Raw genomic sequence first — 12,539 nt, forward strand, 5'->3', positions numbered from 1 at the left:
TCGGGTCAGGCCCTACGCGGTGTGGAAGGCCACCGCCCCCTTCGCGGGCACCGTGAGCTCCGCCTTGCCGCCGGTGACGGTCACCGAGCCCTCGCCGACGACGTTGTCGTACGTGCCGTCCGCCAGGCTCGTCGTGTACGTGTGTGTGCTGTCGGACGACGTGTTGTTGATCGCGACGAAGCCGACGTCGCCGCGCCCGAAGCCGATCACGTTCGAGGCGGGTGACTGCCAGTCCGTCACAGCCTTGCCGGCCGCCGCGTTGTGCCAGCCCACCATCCCGGTGACCGCCTTGTCCCGGTCCAGGCAGGACCAGGCGCCCGAGCAGTCGGTGTCGGTGACCGCGCCGCTGCCGTTGTTCGGCGGCGCCGCGTCGCTCTGGTCGAACTTCCAGGCGGCGTAGACCGAGGGCCGCCCGTAGCCGCGCGCCAGCTGGAAGACGTTGGCGAGGGTGGCGGTCGCGCCGTCCTTGTAGCTGAGGGTGTAGCCGTTGCGTTCGGTGTCGTGGTTGGTGACGAACGTGTTGGAGTTCGCCTCGTCGGCGAGGCCCGAACTGCCGCCCAGTGATTCGAGGTTGGCGATGTCGCCGCCGCCGAACTGCGACTTCATGGTGGCGGCGTAGCCAAAGTCGAGGACGTCACCGTTGGCGTAGTAGTCGCCGAGCGCCGGCGGGTTGCCCGGATAGACCTCCTGTGTGATGTAGGGGGCGTCGCTTGAGGCCGTCTTGTGCAGGGCGCCCACGATCGCGTTCATGTCCGCCGTGGGGATGTGCTTGGCGGCGTCGACACGGAAGCCGTCGACGCCCAGGTCGATCTGCTTGTTGAGGAAGCCCGTGATCTTCTCGCGGACGCCCGACTCCGCGGTGTCGAGGTCGGGCATGCCGAGCAGCTCGCAGTTCTGGACCTCTTGCTGGTCCGACCAGTTGGCGATGGTCTTGGTGCAGTTGTCGCTGTCGGCCGGGTCGTAGTCCGTGGTGTCGTACTTGTTGGACATGGTGGTGCCCGCGTAGCCGGTGCCGGTCTGCGCCGCCGTGTGGTTGATGACGGCGTCCGTGTACACCTCGATGCCGGCGCCATGGCAGGTGTCGACCATGTCCTTGAAGGCGCTCTCGTCGCCGAAGCGGCTGTCGAGCTTGTACGAGTACGGCTGGTAGACGTCCCACCAGTAGAAGTCGGCCTGCTTGAGGGACTCCTCGGGAGGGGCGACCTGGACGGCGCCGTAGCCCGCCGGGTCGAGGGTGTCGGTGCACTCCTTGGCGACCGAGGCCCAGTTCCACTGCCACAGGTTGGCGATGACATCGCCGTTGGGTGTGCCGGTGTCGGCGGCTTGCGCCGTCGGGGAGGGCAGGGAGGCCATGCCGCCGAGGGTGAGGGCGCCGAGCGCCATCGCGGTGGCGGCGCGGCGGCGCCGACGAGGGCTTCTGGGGGTGAGGGATGTGCCGTGCTGCATGTGCGGCTCCTGAATGTGGGGTTCTGGTGGCGCGTCGTGAGCGTGGGGCAGACGAGTACGCCCCGTCAATGGGCAGTTGAAAATTCTTGCTACATCTTTCGCAACTCTTGCAGGCGCGTTCCGGCAGGCGTTACCGTCACGCGGCGGACCGGCCCGACCTCCCCACGCGCGCGGCCGGTCCGCCCCAACACACCGCATCCCGCGAGGAGTTCCCGACGTGAGCCGCAGTCCGATTCGCGTACCGCACAGACGCGCCGCCGCGTACACCGCGGCAGCCGCGCTCGCTGCTCTCTTCGGCACGCTCGCCCCGCCCCTGGCGGCCCGCGCCGCCGCGCCGCCCCCGCCGCCCTCCGACGTGAAACTCGCGGCCGAGCAGGACCGCCACGACCTCACCCGCGAGCAGTACTACTTCGTGCTCCCGGACCGCTTCGCGAACGGTGACACCGGCAACGACAACGGCGGGCTCACCGGTTCACGCCTCGCGACCGGCTACGACCCGACGGACAAGGGCTTCTACCAGGGCGGCGACCTCAAGGGCCTGACGAACCGGCTCGACTACATCAAGGACCTCGGGACGACGGCCATTTGGCTGGCCCCGATCTTCAAGAACAAGCCCGTGCAGGGCGAGGGCAAGGACGCCTCGGCCGGCTACCACGGCTACTGGATCACCGACTTCACGCAGGTCGACCCGCACTTCGGCAGCAATGCCGACCTCAAGAAGCTGATCTCCACGGCCCACGGCAAGGGCATGAAGGTCTTCTTCGACGTCATCACCAACCACACCGCCGACACGGTCGACTACGCCGAGAAGAAGTACGGCTACCGCTCCAAGGGTGCCTACCCGTACCTCGACACCGAGGGCCGCCCCTTCGACGACAGCAAGGGTGTGAGGGCCAAGGTCGACACCGACTCCTTCCCGTACACGCCGAAGAACACGGGCGAGATGACGCCGTCGTGGCTGAACGACCCGACGATGTACCACAACCGGGGCGACTCCACCTGGGAGGGCGAGTCCACGACCTACGGCGACTTCTCCGGCCTCGACGACCTGTGGACCGAACGCCCCGAGGTCGTCTCCGGCATGGAGAAGATCTATGAGAAGTGGGTGCGTGACTTCGCCGTCGACGGCTTCCGCATCGACACCACCAAACACGTGAACATGGACTTCTGGACGCAGTGGGCCACGGCGCTCGACAAGTACGCCGCCGCGCACGGCCGCAAGGACTTCTTCATGTTCGGCGAGGTCTACTCGGCCGACACCGACGTGACGTCCCCGTACGTCACCCAGGGCCGCCTCGACGCCACGCTCGACTTCCCGTTCCAGGACGCGGCCCGCGCCTACGCCTCGCAGGGCGCGAGCGCCGACAAGCTCGCCAAGGTCTTCGCCGACGACTACAAGTACGCCACCGACAAGGCGAACGCGTACGAGCAGGTCACGTTCCTCGGCAACCACGACATGGGCCGCTTCGGCACCTTCCTGAAGGCCGACAACCCGAAGGCGTCCGACGCGGAACTCGTCCAACGCGACCGGCTCGCCAACGAGTTGATGTTCCTCTCGCGCGGCAACCCCGTCGTCTACTACGGCGACGAGCAGGGCTTCACCGGCGCGGGCGGCGACAAGGACGCCCGGCAGACGATGTTCGGCTCGAAGGTCGCCGACTACCTCGACGACGACCAGCTCGGCACGGACCGCACGCACGCCGACGCCGCGTACGACACGAAGCACCCGCTGTTCACGTCCATCGCCGCGCTGTCGAAGCTCCGCAAGGACAACCCGGCGCTCGCCGACGGAAGGCAGCAGGAGCTGTACGCGAAGGACTCCGTGTACGCCTTCTCGCGCACCGGCGACGACGACCGCGAGTACGTCGTCGCCGTGAACAACGCGAGCGCGGCGAAGACGGTGGAGCTGCCCGTCGAGTCCGTGAAGTTCCGGACGCTGTACGGGGGTTCGGGCGCGCTCAAGGCATCTGACGGCCGTGTGAAGGTCACCGTGCCCGCCCTGTCCTCGCTCGTCCTGCGCGCCGATGGCAGGCTCCCCGCGCCGGCCGCGAAGCCCACACTGTCCCTGAGGGCGCCCGCCGCCGGGGCCACCGGCACGGTCACCCTCTCCGCCGACCCCGGCGCCACGGCCTCGGCCCGCGTCGTCTTCGCGGCGCAGGTGGGCGACGGCAAGTGGCGCACACTCGGCTCCGTCGACCACGCACCGTACAAGATCACGCAACATGTCCCGGAAGATGTGGCCACCGGAACCGCCCTGCGGTACAAGGCAGTTGTGGTGGACCGCTCCGGACGCACCGCGAGCGCCCTCGCCGACACGACGGCGGGGCAGGCGCCCGCGCCCGAGAAGCCCACGGCCGTGGACCGCGACTACGCGGTCGTCCACTACAAGCGTGCCGACGGCGACTACGACGGCTGGCGGCTCACGTCCGGTGACACCTCCGCCGAGTTCGTGGGCCGGGACGCCTACGGCGCGTTCGCCTGGGTCAAGGTCCCGGACGGCGCGGGCTCGGTGGCTTACACGATCGACAAGTCCGGCACGGCCGACGGGCCGCGGCGCACCGTCGACCTCGGGAAGACCGGCGAGGTCTGGGTCGAGCAGGGCAAGGACGAGCAGTCCGCGACCAGGCCCGAAGGTGCCTACCCGCCGCAGGACGCGAAGAAGGCCGTCATCCACGTGCACCGCCCCGACGGCGACTACGACGGCTGGGGCCTGCACACCTGGACCGGCGCCGCGAGCCCGACCGACTGGTCGAAGCCGCTGCGACCCACCGGCAAGGACGCGTACGGCGTGACCTTCGAGGTGCCGCTCGCCGACGGTGCGACCTCTCTGAGCTACATCCTTCACAAGGGTGACGAGAAGGACATCGCCACCGACCGCTCGCTCGACTTCGCCACATACGGCAAGGAGGCATGGCTCAACTCGGGAGACACCAACTACCTCCTGCCGTCCGCCGGTTCGGGAGCGGACCTCGATCTCTCGAAGGCCGAGGCGCAGTGGATCGACGCCGACACCGTCGTCTGGAAGGTGAAGGCCACCGCCGCCACCAGCCAGCAGCTGGTGTACGCGCCGGAGGGAGGTGTCACCGTGAAGGACGGCGCGTTGAGCGACGAGGGGCACTGGCTGCGCCTGAAGCCAGGCAGCCTCAGTGACGCCCAGAAGGCCAAGTACCCGCACCTCAAGGACTACCCGGCGTTCACCGTCGACCCGCGTGACCGCGACCGGGTGCGTGACGCGCTGCGCGGCCAGCTCATCGCCACGCAACGGGCGGCGAACGGGGCGCTGCTGGCGGCGACCGGCGTGCAGACGGCGGGTGTCCTCGACGCCACGTACGCGGACGCGGCCCAGAAGGTGTCACTCGGCCCGGTGTTCAAGAACGGCAAGGTGACACTGTCGGTGTGGGCACCCACCGCCCGTGAGGTGTCCCTCGAACTCGCCGGCAAGACCGTGTCCATGCGCCGCGACGGCGCGAGCGGCGCCTGGTCGGCGACCGGGTCCGCGGCCGCGTGGCGCGGCAAGGAGTACCGATACGCCGTGCGGGTGTGGGCGCCCAGCGTCCAGAGACTCGTCACGAACAAGGTCACCGACCCGTACTCCGTGGCACTCACCGCGAACTCGGAGCACAGCCTCGTCGTCGACCTCGGTGACAAGTCCCTTGCCCCGAAGGGCTGGTCGGGCCTGGTCAAGCCCAAGTCCGTACCCATGAAGGACGCGCAGATCCAGGAACTCCACGTCCGGGACTTCTCGGTCGAGGACGAGACGACACCGGCGAAGGACCGCGGCACGTACCGCGCCTTCACCGACAGGAGCACCGACGGCTCGAAGCACCTGCGCGTGCTCGCGAAGTCCGGCACCTCGTACGTGCACCTGCTGCCGGCCTTCGACATCGCGACGATCCCCGAGAAGAAGTCCGAACAGGCCACGCCCGACTGCGACTTGAAGTCATCGGCAGCCGACAGCGACAAGCAGCAGGAGTGTGTCGGCAAGGCGGCCGGCAAGGACGCCTACAACTGGGGCTACGACCCGTACCACTACACGGTCCCCGAGGGCTCGTACGCGAGCGACCCGGACGGCACGGAGCGCACCGTCGAGTTCCGCGACATGGTCAAGTCCCTGAACGAGGACGGCCTGCGGGTCGTCATGGACGTCGTCTACAACCACACGGCGTCCGCCGGCCAGGACAAGACATCGGTCCTGGACCGGATCGTGCCCGGCTACTACCAGCGGCTCATGGCCGACGGCTCGGTGGCGAACTCCACCTGCTGCTCCAACACAGCGCCCGAGAACACGATGATGGGCAAGCTGGTCGTCGACTCGATCGTGACCTGGGCGCGCGAGTACAAGGTCGACGGCTTCCGCTTCGACCTGATGGGACACCACCCGAAGGCCAACATCCTCGCGGTGCGCAAGGCCCTCGACGCCCTGACCCTTGAGAAGGACGGCGTCGACGGCAAGAAGATCATCCTCTACGGGGAGGGCTGGAACTTCGGCGAGATCGCCGACGACGCCCGCTTCGTCCAGGCCACGCAGAAGAACATGGCGGGCACGGGCATCGCCACGTTCTCCGACCGGGCACGGGACGCGGTGCGCGGCGGCTCGCCGTTCGACGAGGACCCGGGTGTGCAGGGCTTCGCGTCCGGCCTCTACACCGACCCCAACTCCTCGAAGGCGAACGGCACATCGGCCGAGCAGAAGGCCCGCCTGCTGCACTACCAGGACCTCATCAAGGTGGGGCTGTCGGGGAACCTGGCCGCCTACGAGTTCACCGACACGGCGGGGCAGCGGGTCAAGGGCTCCGACGTCGACTACAACGGCGCGCCCGCCGGCTACGCGGACGCCCCGGGCGACGCCCTCGCCTACGCCGACGCGCACGACAACGAGTCCCTGTACGACACGTTGACGTACAAGCTGCCCGCGTCGACGACCGGGGCGGACCGCTCCCGGATGCAGGTCCTCGCGATGGCGACGGCCGCCCTCTCCCAGGGTCCGGCGCTCTCGCAGGCGGGCACCGACCTGCTGCGCTCGAAGTCCCTCGACCGCAACTCGTTCGACAGCGGCGACTGGTTCAACGCGATCCACTGGGACTGCCGGGCGGGCAACGGCTTCGGCCGCGGCCTGCCGATGGCCGCCGACAACAAAGCCAAGTGGCCTTATGCGAAGCCCCTGTTGGCGTCGGTGAAGATGCCGGGCTGTGCGGAGATCGAAGGGACGTCCGCCGCATACCAGGACCTGCTGAAGATCCGCACCACCGATCCGGCCTTCCGGCTGTCCACGGCGACCGAGGTGCAGAAGGCGCTCTCCTTTCCGCTCTCCGGCAAGGACGAGACGCCGGGCGTCATCACGATGCGGCTCGGCGACCTCGTGATCGTGTTCAACGCGACACCGGAGCGGCAGAAGCAGACGCTCGACGGGGCCGCCGGGGCGGATTACCGGCTGCATCCGGTGCAGGCCGGCGGCGCGGACGACGCGGTGAAATCGGCGTCGTACACGACGGGCACCGGGACGTTCACGGTGCCGGGACGCACGGTCGCGGTGTTCCGGCGGGGGTGAGCGGGCCGGCCCCGAGGCGCTCAAAGGGATCGACAGCCCGGACTGTGCAGCCCAGGTTGCACAGTCCGGGCTGTCGATCTACCGTGGAGGTATGAACGACGACAGTGCAGCGGTCGAGGAGCTCGCGGCCCGGGCCACCGACGAGGTGTGGGTGATCATCGGTCGGCTCCGCCGCAAGCTGATGGCGCTCGACGTGGACCCGGAGGGCGAGCTCTCGCCCGCACAGGCTTCCGTGCTCTCGCGGCTCGACAAGTACGGGCCCTCGACCGCCAGCGAACTGGCGGCCATCGAGTACGTCCGGCCGCAGTCCATGGCCAAGCACGTCATCGCCCTTGAGGAGCGCGGCCTCGTCGAGCGCCGCCCGGACCCCGAGGACGGGCGCCGCCGCGTGGTCGCGCTCACCGACGCGGGGCGTGAGCGCCGTCAGGGTGTGCGCCGGGCCCGGCAGGCATGGCTCGCCGGGCAGCTCGCCGAGCGCGGCAGCGCGGAGCAGTTGCGCGCCGTGATCACGGCGATGGCGCTGCTCGACGAGGTGACGCAGGCGTGAGCGGCATAGCCGAGCGCGTCCGGGGCATCCGCGGGCGGGGCCTGCGGGGGCGCGGCGCGGCCGGCGGGTTCGACCGGCGCCTCGTCGCGCCGATGATCCTCGGGTCGATCCTGAACCCGATCAACTCGTCGATGCTCGCGGTCGCGCTCGTTCCGATCGGCCACGCCTTCGGCGTCCCGCCGTCCCAGACCGCCTGGCTCGTCTCCGCCCTGTATCTCGCCACGGCCGTCGGGCAGCCGGTGATCGGCCGGCTCGTCGACGCGTTCGGGCCGCGCAGGCTCTATCTGCTCGGCACCGCCCTCGTCGGCGTCGCGGGCCTGCTCGGCGTGCTCGCCCCGAGCTTCTGGCTGCTGATCGTCTCCCGGGTGCTCCTGGGCTTCGGCACCTCCGCCGCGTACCCGGCCTCCATGTATCTGCTGCGCACCGAGTCCGAGCGCACCGGCATGAAGAGCCCCAGCGGCATCCTCGCCGCGCTCTCCGTGTCCAACCAGGTCATCGCCGTCATCGGCCCGACCCTCGGCGGCGTGCTGATCGGCCTCGGCGGCTGGCACCTCATCTTCGCGATCAACGTGCCGCTGTCGCTCGCCTGTCTCGCGCTCGGCGCGCTGCGGCTGCCGAAGTCGGTCAGGGCGGGCCGCGAGGCCGACGCCACCACCTCGGCGGACGTGCCCGGCATGCTGCTTTTCGCCGGGTCGCTCACCGCGTTCATGCTGTTCCTCACGTCGCCGGGGACCGCGCACTGGTACCTGCCGGTGATCGGCGCTGTCGCGGGCGCGGTCTTCGCTCGCCGGGAACTGGCCTCCGCCGATCCCTTCATCGACCTGCGCGTACTGAGCGGCAACACTCCGCTGCTCGCCACGTACGCGCGTCAACTCCTCGCATACACCACGTCGTACGCGTTCCTGTACGGCTACAGCCAGTGGCTCCAGGACGGCCGCGGCCTCGGCCCCGAGCAGGCCGGTCTGCTGCTGCTCCCGATGTCCCTGATGGCCATCGGTGTCACCGTCCTCACCGGGCGCCACCCGCAGGTGCGGGGCAAGCTGTTCGTCGGCGGCGTCGCCCAACTCGTCGGGGTGGTCGCCCTGTTGGGCCTGAACTCCGACAGCCCGATCTGGCTGCTCGTTGTCATCGGCGCGGTCTTCGGCATCCCGCAGGGGCTCGTCGGCCTCGCCAACCAGAACGCCCTCTACGCCCAGGCCGATCCGGAGCGCACGGGCGCGTCCGCCGGACTGCTCCGCACGTTCAGCTACCTCGGCGCGCTGCTCGCCTCCGCCGCGAACGCCGCGTTCTTCAAGGGCGGCGCCAACACGGCAGGGCTGCACGAGCTGGCCTGGATGCTGGTCGTCGTCTCCGTGCTGCTGCTCCTGGTGACTGTTGCCGACCGGGCGCTGCGCCGGATCGGCCGGGACTGACTCCCGTATCTCCTCTCTATCGCAACTCCACACCCCTGTAAGGAAGTTCACGTGTCTGTCAGCACCATCGACCCCACATCCGCCCTCGTCGTCGTCGACCTCCAGAAGGGCCTCATGGGCGTGTCCGGCGCCCCGCACACGGTGTCCGACGTCGTCGACCGCAGCGCTCGCCTCGCCGACGCCTTCCGCGCCGCCGGCCTCCCGGTCGTCCTCGTCCGGGTCACCTTCGCCGCCGACGGCTCCGACGCGACGCCCGGCCGCACCGAGACGCCGAGCGGTGGCCGTGCCATGCCCGAGGGCTGGGACGAGATCACCGACGCGCTCGCCGGGCACCCCGAGGACATCACCGTGACCAAGCGGAACTGGTCGGCGTTCTACGGCACCGACCTCGACCTTCAACTGCGCCGTCGTGGCGTCACCCAGGTCGTCCTGACCGGCGTCGCCACCAGCATCGGCGTCGAGTCCACGGCCCGCGCCGCCCACGAGCACGGCTACCACGTCACCCTCGCCACCGACGCCATGACCGACGTCGACCCAGAGGGACACCGCGGCAGCGTCGAGCGGATCTTCCCGCGGCTCGGCGAGACCGGCACGACGGACGAGGTGCTGAAGCTGCTGGCCCCGACTCACTGAGCCGCGCCCGGTCCCTGACGCCCCGTCGGCCGCACCGTACGCTTCGAGTGTTCGAAGCGGCCGACGGAAGGTAGTTGCGGGGCATGGGGTTTCAGGAACGTACGCGGTTCGGGCGGCTGGGGCGGGCGGCGGCGCCGGCCGCGCTCACGGTGCTGTTGCTCGCGGGGTGTCAGGGTATGGGCGGTGGGTCCGAGGACCCGGCGCAGGGCGCCGAACCCTCCACCTCGGCGGGCGCGAGCACCAGCGCCCCCGCGCAGGAGGGCACCCTCCCCGGCGTGCCGAGCGCGGACGACGCCCGCGGCGAGCTGGCCGAACTGAAGGTGGCGCCCCACGGTTCCATGTCCGGCTACAGCCGCGAGAAGTTCCCGCACTGGGCGGAGCAGGGCGACAGCTGCACGACCCGTGAAGCGGTCCTCAAGCGCGACGGCAAGGACGTGAAGACGGACGAGGAGTGCCGGGCGGTCTCCGGGAACTGGGTCAGCGTGTACGACGGCGAGAAGTTCACGGACTCCGGGGACCTCGACATCGACCACACCGTGCCGCTCGCCAACGCCTGGCGCTCCGGCGCCGACCAGTGGTCGCAGGAGCAGCGCAAGACGTTCGCCAACGACCTGAAGCACCCCCAACTCCTGTCGGTGTCCGCCCACTCGAACCGCTCCAAGGGGGACCAGGGCCCCGACGAGTGGCAGCCGGAGGCCAAGGACTACTGGTGCACGTACGCCCGCTCCTGGGTGTCGGTGAAGTCGACGTACGAACTGACCGTCACCGACGCCGAGAAGAAGGAGCTGACGACGATGCTGGGGACGTGTTCGGCATGAGTGAGGAACGGCTTCAGGACGACGTGAAGGCGGGCCCCGGCGGCGCCATGACCGACGAGGTCGGCGTGGTCACCGGGGACCTCACGGTCGCCACGATCGGGGAGTCCGGGGAGCGGGCCCGGATCGCCGTCCAGTACACCGGCGCCGACGAGTGGTACACCCTCACCGGGAGTCCGGCCCCGCTGCCGCCCGCGGGACTTGCCGCCCTGCACGCCGAGGTGCTGCGCCGCGTCGAGCACGGCGGAGGCGCGGTCAGCCCTCCAGGTAGCGCCGAGGATTGACCCGCAGGATCGTGTCGATGTCGTCCTTGGAGACACCCTTGTCGGCGAGCGCGGGCAGCACGTCCTCGCTGATGTGCCGGTAGTTCCAGTGCGGGGCGACCTCGGCGCGGTCGATGTCACCGAACCAGTCGATGACGCACGCGGCGTCGTGCGAGATCGTGATCCGGTCCGTGTAACCGCGGCGTGCGAGCTGGACGATGGTGTCGACGCGCTGCTCGGTGGTCAGTGGTGTGTCGAGCCCGAACCGGTCCATGCCGAGGTACGAACCGGCGTCGGCGAGCCGCGTCAGATAGTCGAGGTCGGCGCTGTCCCCGGAGTGGCCGATGACGACACGTGTGAGGTCGACACCCTCCTCCGCGAGCACGCGCTGCGCGACGAGCCCCGACTCCGAGGCGGCATGGGTGTGCACGGTGATCGGCGCCCCGGCGTGCACGGACGCCCGGCCGACCGCCCGCATGGCCCGCTCGACGCCGGGGGTGAGGCCCTGCTCCTCGATGGCGCACTTGAGGAACGCGGCGCGCACACCGGTGTCCGCGATGCCCTCGGTGAGATCCTTCACGAAGAGGTCGACGAGCGGCTCGGGCCCGCCGAACAGGGTGCCGGGGCCGTTGTAGTGGAACTGGAACGGCAGATCGTCGTACGTGTAGATGCCGGTCGCGGGGACGATGTTGAGGTCCGTGCGCGCGGCGATCTTCTGGATGCGGGGGATGTACCGGCCGAGGCCGAGCACCGTCGGGTCGAGGATCGTGTCGATGCCGAGCCCCTTGAGCTCGTTCAGCTGGGCGACGGCGTCGTCGACGACGGCCTGCTCGTCCCACCGCGCGTAGTTCTGCCGGAACTCCTCGCCGACGATGACGACGTGTTCGTGGACGAGTACGTTCCCGAGTTGGCCGGAGTCGACCGGACCGCGGACCGTCCAGACCTGCGTCATCGGCGCGCCTCTCGATGCGGACGTCGGAGTTGACGTCGGGTTCAAGGTGAGCCGAGCGTCCCGCCGGGTGCCCGCGGGCGTCAAGGTGTGCGACGGGGTGTGATCGAAAGAGGCCCGTCGGCGGAGTCTCCAGGGCGTTGGGGGCCGCCCCGAAGCCAGGCCGACGAGCGACTCAGAGGCGGCGGATCCAGGCGGCGACGCCGTGGCCCACCACGAGATAGATCACCGCGGGCAGTGCGTTGTTGAAGAAGACGCGCAGCCCCTCGGTGTCCATGGTGAAGATGTCCTGCGACCAGCCGGAGAGCCAGTCGGCCATACCGTGCACGAACTCGACGAACACGTTCGACTGGTTCGCGTCGAGCAGGTACAGCAGGATCCAGAGGCCCAGGAAGACCGCGGCGATGTCGGCCAGCGTGTGCACGATCAGGGCGAGACGGTCCGCGCCACGGCCGCTGCGGTTGCGCACCGGGCGGCCGGACGCGGTGAATCCGGAGTTCTGGCCGTAACCGGTGTGGGGGACGGGCTCGTACGGGACGTCCGGGTCCTGGCGGTAGGCGGGCTGCGGAGGCCCGTTGTACGGGGCGCCGGGGCCGCCGTGCATGGGGGCGGTGTCTCCGCCTTGTGGGGGATAGGGGCCCCTATATGGGGGCCTGTTCGGGCTGGATCCGTATGGGGCATTGTTCCCAATGCCGTCGCTGGGGTGAGTCACGGGCGGCATGTTGCCCGTCCCGAGCAGCCGAAACCCGCTTCACCGTCACTTCACAGACGTTGCGCACCGCGGGCTCAATCGCGGTCTGTTGGGACGTCGCGTCAGGAGGAAGCGGAGTGGAGCGCGCAACTTCTGGAAGAGGGGCATGAGTTGTGTCGAATTTGTGCAGGATGGGCGGGACTGGCTGGGGGCATCCTTGCGGCCCCGGCGACCG

The 12,539-nt window shown here is 69.7% G+C and carries 9 protein-coding genes; 6 read left to right on the forward strand and 3 right to left on the reverse strand.

Annotation, left to right across the window (positions count from 1 at the left end):
- Positions 1-12: 12 nt before the first annotated feature.
- Positions 13-1,446, reverse strand: a complete 1,434-nt coding sequence (locus tag ACIRHA_RS01485; protein ID WP_403838626.1) for an alpha-amylase family protein — start codon at positions 1,444-1,446, stop codon at positions 13-15.
- Positions 1,447-1,663: 217 nt separating this feature from the next.
- Here ACIRHA_RS01485 and pulA point away from each other — a divergent pair, with 217 nt between their 5' ends.
- The 6 genes from pulA to ACIRHA_RS01515 all read left to right on the forward strand — a co-directional run bounded on the left by pulA (position 1,664) and on the right by ACIRHA_RS01515 (position 10,685).
- Positions 1,664-6,994, forward strand: coding sequence for a pullulanase-type alpha-1,6-glucosidase (gene pulA / locus ACIRHA_RS01490; RefSeq protein WP_403838628.1), 5,331 nt, complete (start codon positions 1,664-1,666; stop codon positions 6,992-6,994).
- A gap of 91 nt (positions 6,995-7,085) precedes the next feature.
- Positions 7,086-7,541: a MarR family winged helix-turn-helix transcriptional regulator gene (locus tag ACIRHA_RS01495; RefSeq protein WP_403838630.1), complete on the forward strand. Its 456-nt coding sequence runs from the start codon at positions 7,086-7,088 to the stop codon at positions 7,539-7,541.
- 5 nt (positions 7,542-7,546) lie between these two features.
- The gene (locus ACIRHA_RS01500; RefSeq protein ID WP_403842043.1) at positions 7,547-8,953 is read left to right on the forward strand and encodes an MFS transporter; all 1,407 of its coding nucleotides are present in this window, start codon (positions 7,547-7,549) and stop codon (positions 8,951-8,953) included.
- 51 nt (positions 8,954-9,004) lie between these two features.
- A complete protein-coding gene (locus ACIRHA_RS01505; protein ID WP_403838632.1) occupies positions 9,005-9,586 on the forward strand; it encodes a hydrolase in 582 nt (193 codons plus the stop codon).
- Positions 9,587-9,669: 83 nt separating this feature from the next.
- Positions 9,670-10,404: an HNH endonuclease family protein gene (locus ACIRHA_RS01510; protein ID WP_403838634.1), complete on the forward strand. Its 735-nt coding sequence runs from the start codon at positions 9,670-9,672 to the stop codon at positions 10,402-10,404.
- Entirely contained in the window at positions 10,401-10,685 is a 285-nt protein-coding gene (locus tag ACIRHA_RS01515) for a hypothetical protein (RefSeq protein ID WP_403838636.1), read from the forward strand. Before ACIRHA_RS01510 ends, ACIRHA_RS01515 begins: the two co-directional genes overlap by 4 nt.
- Here ACIRHA_RS01515 and ACIRHA_RS01520 read toward each other — a convergent pair.
- On the reverse strand, positions 10,657-11,616 hold the full coding sequence (locus ACIRHA_RS01520; RefSeq protein ID WP_403838638.1) for a phosphotriesterase: 960 nt from the start codon (positions 11,614-11,616) through the stop codon (positions 10,657-10,659). The two genes, ACIRHA_RS01515 and ACIRHA_RS01520, sit on opposite strands and share 29 nt — an antisense overlap.
- A gap of 172 nt (positions 11,617-11,788) precedes the next feature.
- A complete protein-coding gene (locus ACIRHA_RS01525; protein WP_403838640.1) occupies positions 11,789-12,217 on the reverse strand; it encodes a hypothetical protein in 429 nt (142 codons plus the stop codon).
- Between the last annotated feature and the right edge of the window lie 322 nt (positions 12,218-12,539).

Origin of the sequence: Streptomyces sp. NPDC102360 (assembly GCF_044766085.1) — a bacterium.
Lineage (GTDB): Bacteria > Actinomycetota > Actinomycetes > Streptomycetales > Streptomycetaceae > Streptomyces.

What these genes read in the sequence shown, in the direction of transcription:
- ACIRHA_RS01515 (WP_403838636.1), top strand. Translation starts at nt 10,401, where the DNA reads ATGAGTGAGGAACGGCTTCAGGACGACGTGAAGGCGGGCCCCGGCGGC.
- ACIRHA_RS01520 (WP_403838638.1), bottom strand. Translation starts at nt 11,616, where the DNA reads ATGACGCAGGTCTGGACGGTCCGCGGTCCGGTCGACTCCGGCCAACTC.
- ACIRHA_RS01495 (WP_403838630.1), top strand. Translation starts at nt 7,086, where the DNA reads ATGAACGACGACAGTGCAGCGGTCGAGGAGCTCGCGGCCCGGGCCACC.
- ACIRHA_RS01510 (WP_403838634.1), top strand. Translation starts at nt 9,670, where the DNA reads ATGGGGTTTCAGGAACGTACGCGGTTCGGGCGGCTGGGGCGGGCGGCG.
- ACIRHA_RS01485 (WP_403838626.1), bottom strand. Translation starts at nt 1,446, where the DNA reads ATGCAGCACGGCACATCCCTCACCCCCAGAAGCCCTCGTCGGCGCCGC.
- ACIRHA_RS01525 (WP_403838640.1), bottom strand. Translation starts at nt 12,217, where the DNA reads ATGCACGGCGGCCCCGGCGCCCCGTACAACGGGCCTCCGCAGCCCGCC.